At 76.3% G+C, this 18,504-nt stretch carries 15 protein-coding genes; 8 read left to right on the top strand and 7 right to left on the bottom strand.

The features are described from left to right. The first annotated feature begins 141 nt into the window (after positions 1-141). Positions 142-1,059: a haloalkane dehalogenase gene (locus ACI8AR_RS15115; RefSeq protein ID WP_457051758.1), complete on the top strand. Its 918-nt coding sequence runs from the start codon at positions 142-144 to the stop codon at positions 1,057-1,059. Between the two features lie 12 nt (positions 1,060-1,071). Next, positions 1,072-2,187, top strand: a complete 1,116-nt coding sequence (locus tag ACI8AR_RS15110; protein WP_457051757.1) for a class I SAM-dependent methyltransferase — start codon at positions 1,072-1,074, stop codon at positions 2,185-2,187. Between the two features lie 12 nt (positions 2,188-2,199). On the opposite strand, the gene ACI8AR_RS15105 is transcribed toward ACI8AR_RS15110, so the two are convergent. Genes ACI8AR_RS15105 through pucL form a run of 3 tightly spaced genes read right to left on the bottom strand, consistent with a single transcriptional unit; the run spans position 2,200 to position 4,043 of the window. Next, on the bottom strand, positions 2,200-2,589 hold the full coding sequence (locus ACI8AR_RS15105; protein ID WP_457051756.1) for a GNAT family N-acetyltransferase: 390 nt from the start codon (positions 2,587-2,589) through the stop codon (positions 2,200-2,202). A 44-nt stretch (positions 2,590-2,633) separates the two neighbouring features. Next, complete coding sequence (locus tag ACI8AR_RS15100) at positions 2,634-3,128, bottom strand: phosphoribosyltransferase (RefSeq protein ID WP_457051755.1); 495 nt, start codon at positions 3,126-3,128, stop codon at positions 2,634-2,636. 9 nt (positions 3,129-3,137) lie between these two features. Further along, the gene (pucL, locus tag ACI8AR_RS15095) at positions 3,138-4,043 is read right to left on the bottom strand and encodes a factor-independent urate hydroxylase (protein ID WP_457051754.1); all 906 of its coding nucleotides are present in this window, start codon (positions 4,041-4,043) and stop codon (positions 3,138-3,140) included. Positions 4,044-4,341: 298 nt separating this feature from the next. Between pucL and ACI8AR_RS15090 the strand changes: the two genes are divergently transcribed. Then, entirely contained in the window at positions 4,342-5,130 is a 789-nt protein-coding gene (locus ACI8AR_RS15090) for a S1 family peptidase (RefSeq protein ID WP_457051753.1), read from the top strand. A 119-nt stretch (positions 5,131-5,249) separates the two neighbouring features. Here the strand turns inward: ACI8AR_RS15090 and uraH are convergent, their stop codons facing one another. Together uraH and uraD are read right to left on the bottom strand one after the other, a co-directional pair. After that, positions 5,250-5,567 (bottom strand): hydroxyisourate hydrolase, encoded by a 318-nt coding sequence (gene uraH, locus ACI8AR_RS15085; protein WP_457051752.1) that lies wholly within the window; start codon positions 5,565-5,567, stop codon positions 5,250-5,252. Further along, entirely contained in the window at positions 5,564-6,061 is a 498-nt protein-coding gene (uraD, locus tag ACI8AR_RS15080) for a 2-oxo-4-hydroxy-4-carboxy-5-ureidoimidazoline decarboxylase (protein ID WP_457051751.1), read from the bottom strand. The genes uraH and uraD overlap by 4 nt, the downstream gene beginning before the upstream one ends. A gap of 45 nt (positions 6,062-6,106) precedes the next feature. Between uraD and aceB the strand changes: the two genes are divergently transcribed. The 5 genes from aceB to ACI8AR_RS15055 all read left to right on the top strand — a co-directional run bounded on the left by aceB (position 6,107) and on the right by ACI8AR_RS15055 (position 15,694). Next, positions 6,107-7,678 (top strand): malate synthase A, encoded by a 1,572-nt coding sequence (aceB, locus tag ACI8AR_RS15075; protein WP_457051750.1) that lies wholly within the window; start codon positions 6,107-6,109, stop codon positions 7,676-7,678. Further along, positions 7,678-8,901, top strand: a complete 1,224-nt coding sequence (locus ACI8AR_RS15070; protein WP_457051749.1) for a DUF6986 family protein — start codon at positions 7,678-7,680, stop codon at positions 8,899-8,901. Before aceB ends, ACI8AR_RS15070 begins: the two co-directional genes overlap by 1 nt. Positions 8,902-8,922: 21 nt before the next feature. Beyond that, on the top strand, positions 8,923-13,986 hold the full coding sequence (locus ACI8AR_RS15065) for a SpoIIE family protein phosphatase (RefSeq protein ID WP_457051748.1): 5,064 nt from the start codon (positions 8,923-8,925) through the stop codon (positions 13,984-13,986). 122 nt (positions 13,987-14,108) lie between these two features. Next, the gene (locus ACI8AR_RS15060) at positions 14,109-15,158 is read left to right on the top strand and encodes an anti-sigma factor RsbA family regulatory protein (RefSeq protein ID WP_457051747.1); all 1,050 of its coding nucleotides are present in this window, start codon (positions 14,109-14,111) and stop codon (positions 15,156-15,158) included. A 32-nt stretch (positions 15,159-15,190) separates the two neighbouring features. Beyond that, the gene (locus ACI8AR_RS15055; protein WP_457051746.1) at positions 15,191-15,694 is read left to right on the top strand and encodes a MarR family winged helix-turn-helix transcriptional regulator; all 504 of its coding nucleotides are present in this window, start codon (positions 15,191-15,193) and stop codon (positions 15,692-15,694) included. Here the strand turns inward: ACI8AR_RS15055 and ACI8AR_RS15050 are convergent. Beyond that, positions 15,691-16,704, bottom strand: a complete 1,014-nt coding sequence (locus ACI8AR_RS15050) for an ATP-dependent DNA ligase (RefSeq protein ID WP_457051745.1) — start codon at positions 16,702-16,704, stop codon at positions 15,691-15,693. The two genes, ACI8AR_RS15055 and ACI8AR_RS15050, sit on opposite strands and share 4 nt — an antisense overlap. 154 nt (positions 16,705-16,858) lie before the next feature. Next, a complete protein-coding gene (locus ACI8AR_RS15045) occupies positions 16,859-18,334 on the bottom strand; it encodes a SulP family inorganic anion transporter (protein ID WP_457051744.1) in 1,476 nt (491 codons plus the stop codon). Positions 18,335-18,504 lie beyond the last annotated feature (170 nt).

Genomic DNA, 18,504 nt, shown 5'->3' with positions numbered 1-18,504 from the left:
GACGGCTGCTGCCCGGTGCACTCGACCGGCGGAGGCTGCCCGGTCGGCCTCCCCGGCGTCCGAGGTCCGAGGCATAGGAAGCTCTACGCACGTCCTGGGCGCCGGGACGTGCGTCGAGCTTCCTTCGCCCCAGGGGGTCCCATGGACGTCGTCCGCACGCCGGAGGAGCGGTTCGCCGCGCTGCCGGACTTCCCGTACCCGCCCACGTACGTCACCTTCGACGGCGGGGACGGCACGCCGCTGCGGGTCGCGGTGGTCGACGTCGGCCCGGCCTCGGGCGAGGTCGTCGTCCTGCTGCACGGCGAGCCGTCCTGGTCCTTCCTCTGGCGGCGCGTGATCCCGGAGCTCACCGCCGCCGGCCTGCGCGTGGTCGCCCCCGACCTGGTCGGCTTCGGCCGCTCGGACAAGCCCACCGACCCCGCCGCCTACAGCTACGCGGCGCACGTCGAGTGGGTGCGGCAGACGCTGTTCGAGGGCCTCGGCCTGGTCGGGGTCACGCTCGTCGGGCAGGACTGGGGCGGGCTGATCGGCCTGCGCCTGGCGGCCGAGCACCCCGACCGGTTCGCCCGGCTCGTCGTCGCCAACACCGGCCTGCCCACCGGCGACGCCCCGATGAGCGAGGCGTTCCTCGCCTGGCAGCGGTTCGCCGCCACCGCGCGGGCCTTCGACGTCGGCCGGGTCGTCGCCAACGGCACGGTCACCGACCTGCCGCCCGAGGTGGTCGCCGCCTACGACGCGCCGTTCCCCGACGAGGCGTCCAAGGCCGGCGCCCGGGTCTTCCCGAGCCTGGTGCCGACGGCGCCCGACGACCCCGCCGCGGCCGCCAACCGGGCCGCGTGGGAGGTCCTCACCCGCTGGGAGAAGCCGCTGCTCACCGCGTTCTCCGACTCCGACCCGATCACCGGCGGCGGCGACCGGGTCTTCCAGCGGCTGGTGCCCGGCGCCCAGGGCATGCCGCACACCACCCTGCGCGGCGGCGGGCACTTCCTCCAGGAGGACGTCGGCCCGGAGCTTGGCCGGGTGGTCGCCTCCTTCGTCGCCGCCACACCGGTGTCCTGACGAGCGGCAGAAATGGCCATTTCTGCCGACGAGGTCCTGGCGCAGCTGCGGCGGGAGCCCGACGTCGAGGCGCCCGACCTGGTCGCCGTCGACGCCACCGACCGGCTGATGCTCGACACCGCGGAGGACCTGCCCGGGCAGCGGGTGGTCGTCGTCGACGACGCGTACGGCGCGCTCACCCTCGGCGCGGTCGCGGCCGGGGCGCGCGACGTGCGGGTGACCCAGGACCTGCTGGTCGGCGAGCGGGCGCTGGCCCGGAACGCCGGGCGCACCGGGCTGGCCGGCACCTACCGGACCGGGGACCTCGACGCCGGCCTGTTCGACGGCGCGACGCTCGTGCTGGCCCGCGCGCCCAAGGCCCTCGACGCGCTGCGCGAGCTGACCGAGCTGGCCGCGGCGGCCGCCGCCCCGGACGTCACCGTCCTGGTCGGCGGGCGGGTCAAGCACATGACCCTCGGCATGAACGACGTGCTGCGCACCGGGTTCGGCGAGGTCTCGGCCACCCTCGCCCGGCAGAAGTCGCGGGTGCTGGTCGCCCGCGGGCCGCGGCCCGGCGTCGCGCCGTCCTTCCCCCGCTGCCGGCACGACGCCGCCCTGGACCTCGACGTCTGCGCGCACGGCGCCGCGTTCGCCGGCGCCCGGGTCGACGAGGGCACCCGGCTGCTGCTCGCCGCGCTCGAGGGCGCCGCCCCGGACGCGCGCACCGCCCTCGACCTCGGCTGCGGCACCGGCGTGCTGGCCGCCGTCCTCGCCCGCTCCCGGCCCGGGCTGGCGGTGACCGCCACCGACCAGTCGGCCGCCGCGGTCGCCTCCGCGAAGGCCACGCTCGCCCGCGCCGGGCTGGAGCGGGTGCCCGTCCTGCGCGACGACGCCGCCGCGACCGTGCCCGACGGGAGCGTGGACCTCGTCGTCTGCAACCCGCCGTTCCACCTCGGCGCCGCCGTCGTCACCGCCGCCGCCGACCGGCTGTTCGCCGCCGCGGCGCGGGTGCTGCGGCCGGGCGGGGAGCTGTGGGCGGTCTACAACAACCGGCTGCCGCACCGGGCGGCGCTGCGGCGGCTGGTCGGCCCGACCCGGGCGGCCGCGCACGACCGCCGGTTCACCGTCACCGTCTCCACCCGCCGCTGACCGCCGGGAGCATCAGAGCGCCAGGGCCAGGACCGGCTCGTCGTCGGCCATCTCGCCGGTGCGGACGAAGCCGAGCGAGCGGTAGAAGGGCTCCGGGCCGCCCTCTCCGTCGACGACGCTCACGCGCAGCTCCGGCACGCCCTGCGCGCGGACGTGCTCGGCGACCAGGCGCACGACCTCCCGGCCGATCCCGCGCCCCTGGGCGCCGGCGTCGACCATGAGCCGCCACAGCATGTGCCCGAGCTCCTCGGGGGAGTCCCACAGCATCACGAAGCCCACGAGCTGTCCGTCCGCGCGGACCGCGCGGCACCAGGCCTGCGGGTGCACGTACGCCTCGGCGATCGAGACGGCGTTGGGCGCGACGAAGGACTCCTGGCCGGGCGCGACCCGCAGCTCGCACACCGCCCGCACGTTCCCGGGCGTGAGCGGTTCGAGCTCGACGTGCATCAGTGGGCGGGGCGGTCGCTGCGCGTGCGCACCGGCGGCAGCGACGACCACGGGAAGTCGATCCAGCGGTCGGTGCGCTTCCACACGTAGTCGCAGCTGACCACCGAGCGCGGCTTCTCGTAGACGACCGCCGTCCGCACGTCGGAGACGTAGCCCGCGCAGAAGTCGCGGACCAGCTCCAGCGTCTTGCCGGTGTCGGCGACGTCGTCGGCCACCAGCACGTCAGCCCCGGTCAGGTCGACGGCGTCCAGCGTCGGCGGGAGCACCACCGGCAGGTCCAGCCGCTCGTCGACGCCGGTGTAGAACTCCACGTTCATCACGAACAGGTTCTTGACGTCGAGCGCGTAGCCCAGCGCCCCGCCGAGGAACAGCCCGCCGCGGGCGATCGACAGGATGAGGTCGGGCTCGAAGCCGTCGTCGGCGACCAGCTGGGCCAGCTCCCGCGCCGCGGTGCCGAACAGCTCGTAGGTCAGGACCTCTCGCTCGTCGCTCACGGGCACACCTCAGCAGAAGCCCGGCGTGCCGAGCCACGCGACCTCGGCGGGCGGGACGTCGTCGCGGAGGACGGCGCCCTCGATGAGCCCGTAGGGCCGGTCGTCGGCGTGGTAGACGACGGGGTGGTCCGGGCCGGGGGTGTTGTCCAGGCCGTACGCCGAGAGGTCCTGCAGGAAGTGGTGCCGGTTCGGCATCGACATCCGGACCTCGGCGACGTCGGGGAAGCGCGCGAGCACCGCCTCGCCCATCGCGTAGAGCGTCTGCTGCAGCGCGAGGGAGTGGGTGGCGGCGAAGGTCTCGAGCAGCGTCGTCCGGACGCCGGTGAACAGCCCGTCCCAGTCGAGGTCGGCCGAGAGGTAGCGCCAGCGCGCGGTCACCGCGGTGGCGAGGATGCGGTCGCGGGTCTCGGCCAGCGTCGTGTACCGGTCGCGCGGAAAACCCCAGAACTCCGAGCCGGTGGTCTTGAGGACGACGAGGTCGGACAGGCCGGCCAGCACGTGTGCGTCGTCCCCGGCCACGGTGACCACCGCCGTCCGCACCTCCCCGCCGGGCCGGCGGAACGCGTGGTCGTGCGGCTGCCCGCCGACGGCGATCCGCTCCCAGCCGTAGGACTCCACGGCCACCCGGGCGCCGGTGATCCACTCGTAGGACCCGGCCAGGTGGCGGGCCAGCCGCAGGCCGAACGCCTCCGGCGAGCCGACGCCGTCGCGGGCGAAGGCGAACACGGTGTTCTTCTGCGCGTCGGTGGTCAGCACGTGCGCGTTGTCGCCGCGCGTGTGCGCGGCGGTGAAGTCCCCGCGCAGGCTGGTGCTCACGTTCAGGTCGACGAGCTCGTGCCGGGGGGAGCTGCGGTCGACCGCGACCACGCGGACCTCCGCCTTCCCGTACTGGTTGGGTCCGAGCACGATCGCCATGCGCGCAGCCTGCCGCACACCCGTTGCGCCGGTGTTGCACGTGGAACCTGGCGCGCTTGGCTCCCGCGGTCGGGCACGGCGTGGACGTCCCGGCGCCGGCCCCGATGGGCCGGGCCGGTCGACGGCGTCATGCCCTCTCCGCCGTCACCGTCCGTCCTGCTGCCCTACCCGCTGTGGCCGACTGGCCGGTGGGGTCCCCCCCGGGCCGCCCATCGTGCACTCGGCGGGGTTGACCCGTAACCAGCCGAGTCCCCACGCTGTCGCCCCGCGGATCGGCTCACCGTCATGGGGGGATTTCATGCGCAGGACCCTCACTCTGCTGGCAGCCCTGCTCGTCGGCCTGGCGCTCCTGGTGACGCCTGCGGGGGCGGTCACTGACGGTGTCCCCGACACCGGGAACGAGTACCCGTTCGTCGGCCTGATGGTGGCCCAGGACGCTGATGGCGAGCCGCTGTGGCGGTGCAGCGGCACGTTGATCTCCCCGACGCTGTTCCTGACGGCGGGCCACTGCACGTACGGCGCCGACCACGTCGAGATCTGGTTCGACCAGGACGTCGAGAGCGGGATCCCGGAGAACGGCTATCCCTACGAGGGCGACGTGGGCGGTACGCCCCACACCCACCCGGATTACGACGACGCCGCCTTCTACCTCCACGACCTCGGGGTCGTCGTGCTGGACGAGCCCGTCGAGGTGGAGGAGTACGGCCAGCTCCCCTCCCTCGGTCAGCTCGACACGCTGTCCCCGGGCGCGCGCACCGTCTTCACCGCCGTGGGGTACGGCCTGCAGAAGTCCTTCCCGGACGCCGCGTCCTGGAAGGAGCAGGCCGACCGCATCCGGATGATCTCCCGCCCGCACCTGGTGCAGATCAACCGCGGCATCGTGGGGAACGACTCGCTGCTGCTGTCCAACAACGCCCGCACGGGCGGCACCTGCTTCGGTGACTCGGGGGGCCCGAACTTCATCGGGGACACGAACGTCATCGGCGGCGTGACGTCCTTCGGACTGAACAGCACGTGCGGAGGGACGGGCGGCGTGTACCGCATCGACCGGGCCGACGACCTCGACTGGCTGGCTACCTTCCTCTGAGGACCGGCGTACCCGGTCGGGAGTGGTCGCCACGCCCGCGTGGTGACCTCCGGCCTGGGTGGTGACCTCCGCCCTGCCGCAGACCCGGGAGTGCGGGATCCGGCTGACGGGTGGGCCGGTCAGCTCCCGCGGTAGGTCGAGTAGGCGAACGGTGACAGCAGCAGCGGCACGTGGTGGTGGGCGGCGGGCTCGGTGACGGCGAAGGTCAGCGTGACCTCCGGCCAGAACGCCGCCGTCCCGCGTGCCTCGAACCAGGGGCCGGTGGCGAACACCAGCCGGTGCGGCCCGGCGACGGTGGCGTCCTCGGTGAGCCGGCAGCGGCCGTCGGCATCGGTGGTGCCCTCGGCGAGCAGGTCCTCGCCCGCGAACAGCCGGACGGCGATCCCGGCGGCCGGCCGCCCGGCGACGGCGTCGAGCACGTGGGTGGAGACGCTCACGAGACCAGCCCGCGCACCCGCAGCTCGCTGATCTGCGCCAGCTGCTCGACCACCTCGGCCCGCTCGGCGTCCTCGTCGTTGCCCAGCCGGCGGCGCAGCTCGGCGAGCATCTCCTCCGGGGACCGCCCGGCCGCGCGGATCAGGTAGACGTGCCCGAACCGCTCTTCGTACGCGCGGTTGCCCTCGACGATCGCGGCGCGCGTGCCGTCGTCCGCCCCGCCCATCGAGCCCTGCTCCCGGCGGGAGGCCTGCGCCTCGGCCGAGGAGCCCTCCACCCGGTCGCCGATCCGCGGGTGCGCGGCCAGCGCCAGCTGCACCTCGTCCCACGGCAGCGCCCGCGCCACCTCCCCGGCCCGGCGGACGAGGGTGTCGGCGTCGGGGAACGGGCGGCCGGCGACCAGCTCGGCGGCGAAGCGCGGCGCGGCGTTGCAGCCGCGCAGCTGCTCGACGGCGGCGTCGGCGGGCTCGCTGTTGAACTCGTCGAGGCGGGACACGGTGACAGGATGGCAGCCCATCCCGGCCGGCAGAGGGGACCAGCGGTGAGTGACGTGCGCGTGGAGGGCCCCGACGTCGAGCGGTCCGGGGAGGTGCTGACCCCCGACGCGCTGGAGTTCGTCGCCGACCTGCAGCGCCGCTTCGGCCCGCAGCGCGACGCCCTGCTCGCCGCCCGCGCCACCCGCCGCGCTGAGATCGCCGCCGCCCGCTGGCTGGACTTCCGCCCCGAGACCGCGGAGATCCGCGACGGCGACTGGCAGGTGCCCCCGCCGCCGCCCGGCCTGGTCGACCGCCGCGTGGAGATCACCGGCCCGACCGAGCCGAAGATGGCGGTCAACGCGCTCAACTGCGGCGCCGACGTGTGGCTCGCCGACCTCGAGGACGCCAACACCCCGCACTGGCGCAACGTCGTCACCGGGCAGCTGGTGCTCCGCGACGCCGTCCGCCGGCAGCTCGCGTTCACCACGCCGGAGGGCCGGGAGTACCGGCTGCGCGAGGACGGTGACCTGCCCACGATCGTGCCGCGCCCCCGCGGCTGGCACCTGCCCGAGCGGCACCTGCTGGTCGACGGGCAGCCGACCGTGGGCGCCCTGGTCGACGCCGGGCTGTACCTGTTCCACAACGCCGCCGAGCAGCTGGCCCGCGGCAGCGGGCCGTACTTCTACCTCCCGAAGATGGAGGGCCGGCTCGAGGCGGGGCTGTGGAGGCTGGTCTTCGACCACGCCGAGCAGGTGCTGGGCCTGCCCGGGGGCTCGATCCGCGCCACCATGCTCATCGAGACCATCCCGGCCGCGTTCGAGATGGAGGAGATGCTGCACGCGCTGGGCAGCCACGCCACCGGCCTCAACGCCGGGCGCTGGGACTACCTGTTCAGCGTCATCAAGGTCTTCCGCGAGGCCGGCCCCGACTTCGTGCTGCCCGACCGCGCCGCCGTCACCATGACCGCGCCGATGATGCGCGCCTACACCGACCAGCTCGTCGCCGTCTGCCACCGCCGCGGCGCCATGGCGATCGGCGGCATGGCGGCCGCCATCCCCAGCCGCAAGGACGTCGAGGCGAACGAGCGGGCGCTGGCGAAGGTCCGCGAGGACAAGACCCGCGAGGCCGGCGACGGCTTCGACGGCTCCTGGGTGGCCCACCCCGACCTGGTGCCGGTCTGCCGCGAGGCCTTCGACGCCGTCCTCGGCGACCGCCCGAACCAGCTCGACCGGCAGCGCCCCGAGGTGTCGGTGACCGCGGCGCAGCTGCTCGACGTCGCCGGGGTGCCCGGTGCCCGCACGATGGCCGGGCTGCGGGCCAACGTCGAGATCGCGATCCGCTACCTGGCCGCGTGGCTCGGCGGCAACGGCGCCGTCGGTATCCACGGCCTCATGGAGGACGCCGCCACCGCCGAGATCAGCCGCTCCCAGGTGTGGCAGTGGGTGCACGCCGGGGTGGAGCTCGACACCGGCGAGACGGTGACGGAGGAGCTGGTGCGCCGCGTCGTCGCCGAGGAGGTCGAGGGCATCGGCGAGCTGCCCCGCCTCGACGACGCCCGCCGGCTGTTCGAGCAGGTCGCGCTGGCCGACGAGTTCCCCGACTTCCTCACGCTGCCCGCCTACGAGCTCATCGATTGATGCTCGACGAAGGGATCTACGGGGAGCTCGACCGGCGGCTCGCACCCGTCGACGCCGCCCGGGCGGCGGCGTACCCGGGGGAGCGGCCGGGCCGGCAGCCGGTGCACACCTGCTACGTGCCCGCCGACGCCGTCGTCCCGGGCCTGGCCGCCGCCTGGGGCGCCGCGGCGCTGGCCGCGCTCGACGAGCACGGCCTGCCCGACCTCGGCCACGACCCCGCGCTGCTCGAGCAGGTGCTGCCCCGGGTGCGCGCCAAGCTCGCCGCCGAGCCGGTCGAGGACCTGCGGGTCGACGCCGAGGACGGCTACCGCGGCCGGCCCGACGCCGAGGACGGCGACGTCCTGCGCGCGGCCGAGGCCGTGGCCGGCGACCTCGACGCCGGGGTCGCGCCGCCGTCGGTGGGCATCCGGGCCAAGTCGCTGGAGGGGGCCACCCGCCGCCGCGGCGTCCGCTCCCTCGACCTCTTCCTCGGGGCCGTCAGCGCTCCGCGGGCCACCGTCACCCTCCCCAAGGTGACCGACGTCGAGCAGGTGCGGGCCTTCCTGCCCGTGCTCGACGCGCTGGAGGCCGCGCACGGCGTCGCCCTCGACCTCGAGCTGCAGGTGGAGACGCCGCAGGCGGTGCTCGGCGCCGACGGCGCGGTGACCCTCGCGCGGATGGTGCACGCCGCCGGCCCCCGGCTGACCGGCCTGCACCACGGCACCTACGACTACAGCGCGGCGCTGGGCATCGCGGCGGCGCACCAGTCCTCCGACCACCCGGCGCTCGACCTCGCCAAGCAGCTCATGCAGGTCGCCGTCGCCGGCACCGGCGCGCGGGCGGTCGACGGCTCGACCAACGTGCTCCCCGTCGGCTCCCGCGAGCAGGTGCACGCCGGCTGGCGGGTGCACGCCGGGCTGGTCCGCCGGGCGCTGGAGCGCGGCCTCCACCAGGGCTGGGACCTGCACCCCGCGCAGCTGGTCACCCGCTACGCGGCCACCTACGCCTTCTTCCGCGGCGCCCTGCCGGCCGCGGGCGCGCGGCTGGCGGCCTACGGCGAGCGGGTCGACGGCGGGGTCCTCGACGAGCCGGCCACCGCCCGCGCGCTGGCCGGCGTGGTGCTGCGCGGGCTGGACTGCGGCGCCGTCGACCCGGCCGAGGTCGCCGCCGCGACGGGGCTGGACCGCGCCGCTCTCGACGCCCTGGCCGGGCGGGGCGCGGCGGGTCCCGGGAGCAGCGCCTAGGCTGCCCTGCGTGGTGGCGCGGTGACCGAGGACGCGCTCACCTCGCTCTTCTCCGGCGGTGGCGAGGTGGGCCGGGAGATGGCCGCCCGAGACTGGTCGGGCACGCCCTTCGGCCCGCCCGGGCGGTGGCCCTCGGCGCTGCGCAACCTCGTCCGGATCGTCCTCACGTCCCGGTTCTCCATGTGGGCCGCCTGGGGGCCGGAGCTGTCGTTCCTCTACAACGACGCCTACCAGCACGACACCCTGCAGGGGAAGCACCCGTGGGCGCTGGGCCGGCCGGCCCGCGAGGTGTGGGCGGAGATCTGGGACGACATCGGCCCCCGGATCGAGTCGGTCCTCGCGACCGGGATCGCCACCTGGGACGAGGACCTGCTGCTGTTCCTCGAGCGCAGCGGCTACCCGGAGGAGACCTACCACACCTTCTCCTACAGCCCGGTCGCCGACGACGAGGGCCGCACGGCCGGGATGCTCTGCGTCGTCACCGAGAACACCGACCGGGTGCTGGCCGAGCGGCGGATGGCCAGCCTGCGCGACCTCGCGACGGCGGTGGCCGCGACGCGCACCGAGGCCGACGTGCTGGCCGCCGTCGGCGAGCAGCTCGCCCGCAACGACGCCGACCTGCCCTTCTCCGCCACCTACCTGGTCGACGAGGACGGCACCGCCCGGCTGGGCACCGCCACCGGGCTGACGCCGGGCTCGGCCGCGGCGCCGGGGACGCTCGCCGACGACGCGGTGTGGCCGCTGTCCCGGCTGCGCGCGGGCGAACAGGTCGTCGTCGACGGCCTCGACCGCATCCCCGGCCTGCCGACCGGCGCCTGGGGCCGCCCGCCGGAGCGGGCGCTGGCCGTGCCGATCTCCTCCCCGCTGCCCGACGCCGCCGGCATCGCGGGCTTCCTGGTCGTCGGCCTCAACCCGCACCGCGCCCTCGACGAGGCCTACACCGGCTTCCTCGAGCTGGTCGCCGGCCAGATCGCCTCGGGCCTGGCCAACGCGGGCAGCCACGCGGCCGAGCGGCGCCGCGCGGAGGCCCTCGCCGAGCTGGACCGCGCCAAGACCGACTTCTTCAGCAACGTCAGCCACGAGTTCCGCACGCCGCTGACGCTGATCATGGGGCCGGTCGCGGAGCTGCGGTCCTCCCCGGTGGTCACGGCCGACGCGCGGGTCGCCGAGGAGCTCGAGGTCGTCGAGCGCAACGCGCTGCGGCTGCAGAAGCTGGTCAACACCCTGCTCGACTTCTCCCGCATCCAGGCCGGCCGCATCGACGCCCGGTTCGAGCCGGTCGACCTCGCCACGACCACCGCGGAGCTGGCCAGCGTCTTCCGCTCCGCCGTCGACCGGGCCGGGCTGCGGCTCACCGTCGACACCCCGCCGCTGTCGCAGCCGGTGCACGTCGACCGGGACATGTGGGAGAAGGTCGTCCTCAACCTGCTCTCCAACGCCCTGAAGTTCACCTTCGCGGGCGGCATCACCGTGCGGCTGCGCGAGGAGGACGGCGCCGCCGTCCTCACCGTCGCCGACACCGGCACCGGCATCCCCGCCGCGGAGCTGCCCCGGCTGTTCGAGCGGTTCTCCCGCGTCTCCGGCGCCCGCAGCCGCTCCGGGGAGGGCAGCGGCATCGGGCTCGCGATGGTCCGCGAGCTGGTCGGCCTGCACGGCGGCTCGATCGAGGCGGAGAGCACCCCCGACGTCGGCACCGCCTTCACCGTCCGCGTGCCGCTGGGCACCGCGCACCTGCCCGCCGACCGCCTCGCCCCCGCCACGGCCGAGGCGCCGGTGATCTCGCCCGGCGCCACCCCGTTCGTCGCCGAGGCGCTGCGCTGGCTGCCGGGGGAGTCCGACGACGCCCCGGCGGCGGCCCCGGGCGCGCAGGGCGGCCGGGCCGGCCGGGTCCTGGTCGCCGACGACAACGCCGACATGCGCGACTACGTCGTGCGGCTGCTCGCGCCGCTGCACGAGGTTCGCGCGGTCGGCGACGGGCAGGCGGCGCTGGAGGCCGCCCTGGCCGACCCGCCGGACCTCGTCGTCAGCGACGTGATGATGCCGCGGCTGGACGGCATGCAGCTGCTGGCCGCGCTGCGCGCCGACGCCCGCACCTCCCGCGTACCGGTGGTCCTGCTCTCCGCCCGCGCCGGTCAGGAGGCCGCCGTCGAGGGCCTGGCCGCCGGCGCCGACGACTACCTGGTCAAGCCGTTCTCCGCGCAGGAGCTGCTCGCCCGCGTCGACGCCCACCTGCAGCTCGGCCGCGCCCGCCGGGAGGCGGAGGAGCGGTTCACGACCATGGCCGACCTCGCGCCGGCGCTGATCTGGGTCGCCGGCGACGACGGCCGGCGGCAGTTCCTCAACGCCGGGTGGACCGCCTTCACCGGCCGTGCGGTCGAGGAGGAGCTCGGCGAGGGCTGGCGGTCGGGACTGCACCCGCAGGACGCCCAGCGCTACGCCGGCACCGTGGCCGCCGCGGTCGCCGCCGGGGAGGGCTGGGAGGTCGAGTTCCGGCTCCGCCGCGCCGACGGCGCCTACCACTGGCTGCTCGAGCGCGCCGTGCCGATCGGGGGCACCGCCGGCGGCTGGGTGGGCAGCTGCACCGACATCAACGCCCGGTACCGGGAGACCGAGCGGCAGACCCTGCTCGCCGAGGTGGGCACCGCGCTGGACCGCGAGACCGAGGCCGAGCGGCAGCTGGCGGGCCTCGCGCGGCTGCTGGTCGACCGGCGGCTGGCCGACGTCTGCACCGTCCGCGTGGTCGGTGACGACGGGCGGCTGCGCTACGCCGGGCGCGCCGGCGCCGACGGCGACGTCCGCGCGGCGCTCGCCGGGCTGGAGCCGCACGGCGGGCTGGGCCGCGAGGTGCTCGAGACCGGGCGACCGGTGCTGCGGCCGCTCCTGTCCGGCGCGGGGGACGGCGGCGTCCGGCTGGACCTCCGCTCGGCGCTGGTCGTGCCGCTCACCGTCCGCGGCCGGGTGCGCGCGGTGCTGGCGATGGGCCGCCGCGACGACGCCCCGCCGTTCCACGACGACGACCGCGCGCTGGCCGAGGAGATCGCCACCCGGTCCGCGCTGGCCCTGGACAACTCGCTGCTGCTGGCCGACGAGCGGGCCACCGCCCGCCGGCTGGGACTGCTGCAGCGCGTCACCGCCGAGCTGTCGGCCGCCACCACGCCGGTGGAGGTCGCCGAGACGGCGGCCCGGCACGTCGAGGCCCTGACCGGCCGGGGCAGCGCCGTGGGCGTCTACGAGATCGACGACGCCCGGCGGGCGCTCCACCTGCTGTGGAGCAACGCCGGCGCCCAGGACGCGCAGCAGTGGTCGGAGATCCCGCTCAGCGCCTCGCTGGCGGTCACGCGGGCGGCCGCGGAGCGGCGTGCGGTCTGGATCGAGGACACCGCCGCCTCGCCCGGCGTCGAACCCGTGCCCGGCGGTCCGGGCGCGGTGGTCGCGCTGCCGCTGCTGGTCGCCGGCCGCGTCGTCGGCGTCGTCGGCGTGGGTGCGCCGGCGGCCCAGCGGTTCCGGGCCGTGGAGCGCGGCATGTTCCTGGCCGTCGCCGAGCAGTGCGCCTCGGCGCTGGAGCGGGCCCGGCTCTACCGCGCCCAGCAGGACATCTCCTCCACGATCCAGCTCAGCCTGCTGCCCGCCGCGGTGCCCCGGCTGGAGCGGCTGGCGCTGGCCGCGGAGTACCTCCCCGGCGCCGCGGGCACCTCGGCCGGCGGCGACTGGTACGACGTCGTCGAGCTCGGCCGGAGCCGGGTGGCCATCGCCGTCGGCGACGTCGTCGGGCAGGGCCCGGCCGCCGCCGCCGTCATGGGGCAGCTGCGCAGCGCGCTGTCCACGGCGCTGCTGCAGGGCAGCTCCCCGGCCGAGGCGCTGGAGCTGTTGGACCGGTTCGCCGCGCGGCTGCCCGGCGCCCTGGCCTCGACGGCGGCCTGCCTGGTCCTCGACTGGGCGGCCGGCACCGTGCGGTGGGCCCGCGCCGGTCACCCGCCGCCGTTGCTGGTGGCCGACGGCGCGGCGACCTTCCTCGAGGCGGGCGCGGGCGCGGTCCTCGGCGCGCCGGGCCGGCGGCCCTACGTCGAGGGCAGCACCCCGGTCACCCCCGGGACGACGCTGCTGCTCTACACCGACGGCCTGGTCGAGCGCCGCCGGGAGCCGCTGGACACCGGCCTGCGACGGGTCGCCGACGCCGCGGCCCGGCTCTCCGACGTCGAGCCGTACCGGCTGACCCGCGCGCTGCTGGCCGAGGTGCTCGACGACGACGCGCTCCCCGACGACGTCGCGGTCATCGCCGCCCGGCTGGTCCCGCCGCCGCTGCACGAGGTGCTGCCGGCGGACCCGGCCCGGCTGCGCGGCGTGCGGCGCACCGTGACCGCCTGGGCGCGGGCGGCCGGGGTGGCCGGGGACTCCCTCGACGACCTGCAGCTGGCCCTCGGCGAGGCGCTGGCCAACGCCGTCGAGCACGCCTACGCCACCACCGCCGGCGAGGGCCGCTGCGAGTACCGGCTCGAGCGCACCGCCGACGGCAGCGTCGACGTCTGCGTGCGGGACGAGGGCGTGTGGCGCCCGGCGCCGGCCGACCGCGGGTACCGCGGCCGGGGACTGGAGCTGATCTCGGCGCTGGCCGACGACGTCGAGGTGGGCCGCTCGGTCGACGACAGCGGCACCGAGGGCGCGGGCACCACGGTGCGCTTCCGCTTCGTCCCGGCCGGCCCCGGACGGGGGGAGCCGGTGCCCCGGCGCGCCGTCGCCCGCACCGACGCCGGGCCGGCCCGCCTGACCGTGGACCGGGTCCCTGGCACCGGGGCGTCCGGCGGCGTGCGGCTCGAGTTCGCCGGCGACGTCGACCTGGCCGCCACCCCGGTCCTGCGTGACGAGGCGCTGCGGGCGCTCGACGGCGTCGCGGCCGGGTCGCGGGTGGTGCTGGACCTGCGGCAGGTGTCCTACCTGGCCAGCGCCGGCGTCGGGCTCGTGCTCGAGCTGATCCGGCTGGCCGAGCAGCGCCGCGCGGTCCCCGCGGTGCGCACCGCGGAGGGCTCCGCGCCGGCCCGCGTGCTCGTCCTCGCCGGGGTCCCGGCCGTCCCGGCGCCCGCGCCGTAGTGCCGCCGGTCCACCCGTACGGGGCCGTACCGGGCACCCCGCGAGCGGGCTCCCCGCACCGTGCCCCACAATCGGGAGCGATGGGCCGGAGCAGTTCCGGTCCGGAGACGGTCGAGGGGCCAGTGGAACCTGGGACGGGAGCGGCCGTCACGCGGTCGGAACCGACGAGCGGCGCGGCGGCGCAGGGCTCGTCCACCACCCCGTCCCGGTCGGCCTTCGCCCACACCGCCGCCCTGGTCCGCGGGCACGACGAGGCGGTGGCCGTGGCCGCCGCCTACCTGGACGAGGGCCTGGCTGCCGGGGACCTGTCGGTCCTCGCCTGCCCGCCGGAGACCGTCGCGGCGGTCCGCCGGGCGCTCGGCATGCGGTCCGGCGAGCTCGAGGACGACCCGCGGATCTTCCTCGTCGGCGCCCGCGTGCCCGACGCCTTCGCCGCCATCCGGCAGCGCGTCGAGCACGCCGCCACCCGCGGGTCGGGCCGGCTGCGCATCCTCGCCGAGCCGCTGTACGGGTCGGTCCGGCGGCGCTGGCGGGAGATCCTCCGGTACGAGGCGGCGTCGAACGCGCTCGTGCAGGGGACGCCGCTGTCCTGCATGTGCGTCTACGACCGGGACCGGGCTCCGGCCGAGGTCCTCCGGAACGCGCGGCACACCCACCCGGAGCTGTGGATGGGCGGCATGCGGGTGAGCAACTCCGAGTACCGCGACCCGGTCGCCTGCCTGCAGGACCTCGCCGCCGTCCGGGAGCCGGTCGAGGCCGGGGATCCCGTGTACGCCGTCGACGGCGCGCCCGCGCTGGCCGGTCTGCGCGGCGAGCTGCGGCGGGTGTTCGCCGAGGTCGTCCCCGACGAGGACCAGCGCGCCGACCTCCACCTGGGCGTGAGCGAGGTGGCGGCCAACGCCTTCCGGCACGGCCGGCGGCCGATCTCCGCCCGCGTGTGGGCCGACCGCGACACCCTGGTGGTCACGATCTCCGACTCCGGCACCGGCTTCGCCGACCCGCTCGCGGGCTTCGTGCCGGCGCACGGCGACGACCTCGCCGCCGGCGGCATGGGCCTGTGGCTGGCCCGCAAGCTGTGGGACGCGGTCGACCTGGTGGCCGGCCCGGCGGGGCTCACCGTCCGGCTGGCCTCCGGCCTGGTGGAGCCCTCGGCGCGGCGCGGTGCGGCTTGACGCTGCCGTTCTCTCACTGCTGAGGTACCTGCGTGGAGGACGCGGTCGACCTCATCCTCGAGCAGTGGGCCCGGGAGCGTCCCGACCTCGACTGCTCGCCGATGGGGGTCATCGGCCGGATCACCCAGCTGCAGCGGGAGGTCCACCTCGCCCAGCGCGCGACCTTCGCCCGCCACGGCCTCGACGCGCCGTCCTTCGACGTGCTCGCCGCGCTCCGGCGCGCCGGGGAGCCCTACCAGCTCACGCCGACGGCGCTGATGCGCACCGCGCTGGTCACCTCCGGGGCGATCACCCAGCGGCTGGACCGGCTGGAGGAGAAGGGGCTGATCACCCGCACCCGCAGCGAGGCCGACGGGCGGGCCGTCGTCGTCACGCTCACCGATGCGGGGCGGTCGGCGCTGGACGCGGCGCTGCCCGACCACCTGGAGACCGAGCGCGGCCTGCTGGCCGGGCTGTCCGAGGACGAGCTCGCGCAGCTGGCCTGCCTGCTGCGCCGGTTCCTCGTCACGCTGGGCCGGGTGCCGCAGCGGCCCTAGTGCGCGGGCGGCACGTCCGCGGGGCGCAGGTCGGGGCGGACCCGGACGAAGCGCAGCGGGTGCCGGAACACCCCGGCGGTGAGCGCGGCGTCCGCGCTGACCTCGACGACGGCCGTCGGCTGCACGCGGGTGAGCGCCACCGACAGCCGCCCGCCGCCGAACCGGCCGGTGCCGATCCGCTCGGGCCAGGGGTGGTCCTCGCCGGCGGGGGTGAGGACGGCGGCGAGCTCCGCCGACTGCGCGGGGGAGAGGGGCCCGGTGCGGCCGACGACGACCAGCTCACCGTCCCGCCAGCGGCCGGCGACCAGCTGGCTCGGGCGGTCGACCGGCCCGATGACGCCGCCGGCGAGCACCTCCGTCGTCTCCCAGGACTTGACCTTGAGCCACTCGCGGCGCCCGCCCGCGTACCGGGTGGCCGCGCCCTTGGCGACCAGGCCCTCGACGCCGAGCGGGCGCAGGTCCGCGGCCCAGCCGCGGGCCTCCTCCGGGTCGGCGGTGACCGGCGAGAGCTGCATGGGCGGCGCCCACCGCCGCGCGAGCTCCTCGAGGGCGGCGCGGCGGCTGCGGAAGGGCCGGCGGCGCTGGTCGCCGCCGCCCGCGGCGAGCAGGTCGAAGGCCACGTAGGAGGCGGGGTGCGCGGCGGCCAGGGCGGCCATCCGGGAGGGGGCGGTCACCATCCGGCGCTGCAGCAGCCCGAAGTCCAGGCGCTCGCCGTTCCAGACGACGACCTCGCCGTCGAGGACCGTCCCGGCCGGGACCTGGGCGAGGGCGGCCGCGGCGAGGTCGGGGAAGCGGTCGGTGAGGTCGCGGCCCTGCTTGGACCACAGCCGGGTGCCGGCGCGGCTGCGGACCACCACCAGCCGGTAGCCGTCCCACTTGGGCTCGTAGCGGCAGCCGCCGGGCAGCGCGGACGCGACGGGGAGGTCCCGCACCGGCCGGGCCAGCTCCACCGCGACCGGCCCGGCGAGGTCCGGCGGCAGGTCCGGCAGGCCGGGAGCGGAGAGCGGCACCGGGACAGCGTGGGGGGCGTGCGCCCCCGGCGCAGGGCCCTGAGCTGCGAACTCACCCGTTCAGGGTGGGTCGCCACCCTCCGCGACGGCTCAGGACGGAGGCACGACGCGGGTGCCGCCGTCCAGGCACGATGGGGTCACGGCAGCCGCAGGCTCAGTGCGTCCCGGTGAGCTGCCCCGAGTGCCGCTCGTAGCGGGCCGCCGAGTGGGGGTCCAGCCCGGTGATCTCCACCGTCGTGCCGTGCGCGGCGTAGCGCTGGGTGAGCGCGTCGAGGGTGGCCACGGTGGAGGCGTCCCAGACCGAGGCGGCGGAGAGGTCGACGACGACGCGGTCGGGGTCGCCGGCCACGTCGAACTGGTCGAGCAGGTCGTTGCTGGAGGCGAAGAACAGCGCGCCCGAGACGCGGTACACCCGGGTGCCGTCGGGCGCGGTGTCCGGGGTGACCCGCACCAGGTGGGCCACCCGGCGGGCGAACAGCACGCACGCCACGAGCACCCCGGCGCCCACGCCGATGGCCAGGTTGGAGGTGGCGAGGACGACGGCCACGGTCGCGAGCATGACCGCGGTCTCGCTGCGCGGCATCCGCGGCAGCGTGCGCAGGCTGTGCCAGTCGAAGGTGGCCGCGGAGACGAAGACCATGACGGCGACGAGCGCGGCCATGGGGATCACCGCGACGACGTCGCCGAGGGCGACCACCAGCACGAGCAGCAGGGCCCCGGCAAGGAAGGTGGACAGCCGGGTGCGGGCGCCGGAGCGCACGTTGATCATCGTCTGGCCGATCATCGCGCAGCCGCCCATCCCGCCGAACAGGCCGGTGACGACGTTGGCCACGCCCTGGCCCCACGACTCGCGGGTCTTGTCCGAGCGGGTGTCGGTGAGGTCGTCGACCAGTCGCGCCGTCATCAGCGACTCCATGAGCCCGACGAAGGCGACGCCCAGCGCGTAGGGCGCCACGATCCGCAGCGTCTCCCAGGTCAGCGGCACGTCCGGCAGCGTGAACCCGGGCAGGCTGTCGGGCAGCGCGCCCTCGTCGCCGACGTCGGGCAGGTCCCAGCCGGCCAGCACGGTGACCGCGGTGAGCAGCACGATCGCCACCAGCGGCGCCGGGACGGCCGTGGTCAGCCGGGGCAGCAGCACGATGACCGCCAGGCCGGCGGCGACCAGCGGGTACACCAGCCACGGCACGCCGACCAGGTGCGGCACCTGCGCGGCGAAGATCAGGACAGCCAGCGCGTTGACGAAGCCGACCATCACGCTGCGCGGCACGAAGCGCATCAGCCGGGCCACGCCCGCCAGCGCGAGCAGCACCTGGAAGACCCCGCCCAGGACGACGGCGGCGAGCAGGTACTGCAGGCCGTGGTCGTGCACGAGCGGGGCGACGACGAGGGCGACCGCCCCGGTGGCCGCGCTGATCATCGCCGGCCGGCCGCCGGTGAACGCGATGACGACGGCCATGGTGAACGAGGCGAACAGGCCCACCTGCGGATCGACGCCGGCGAGCACCGAGAAGCTGATCGCCTCCGGGATGAGCGCCAGCGCGACGACGAGACCGGCCAGCACCTCGGTGCGGGCGACGCGGGCCGACGTCAGCCAGGCGGGACGGGACGGGCGCAGGGCAGGGGAGGACATCGGGTCCGTTCGGGTCGCGGGTGCTCGGGTGGGCACGCGCGCGCGTCGTCGGGCCGGTGCACTCGGCCGACCATCCTCCCCTCCCGGAGCAGCGCGGTCCGTGCGGCGCTCGTCACCCTCCGGAGGCGGAAGCGGTTGGCCGCCACAACGGTTGAGTCCTCAACGCGTCT

It is taken from the genome of Geodermatophilus sp. SYSU D01036 (genome assembly GCF_054050435.1).
Note: the sequence above shows the minus strand (reverse complement) of the source record. Positions and strands in the feature narration are given on the sequence as shown.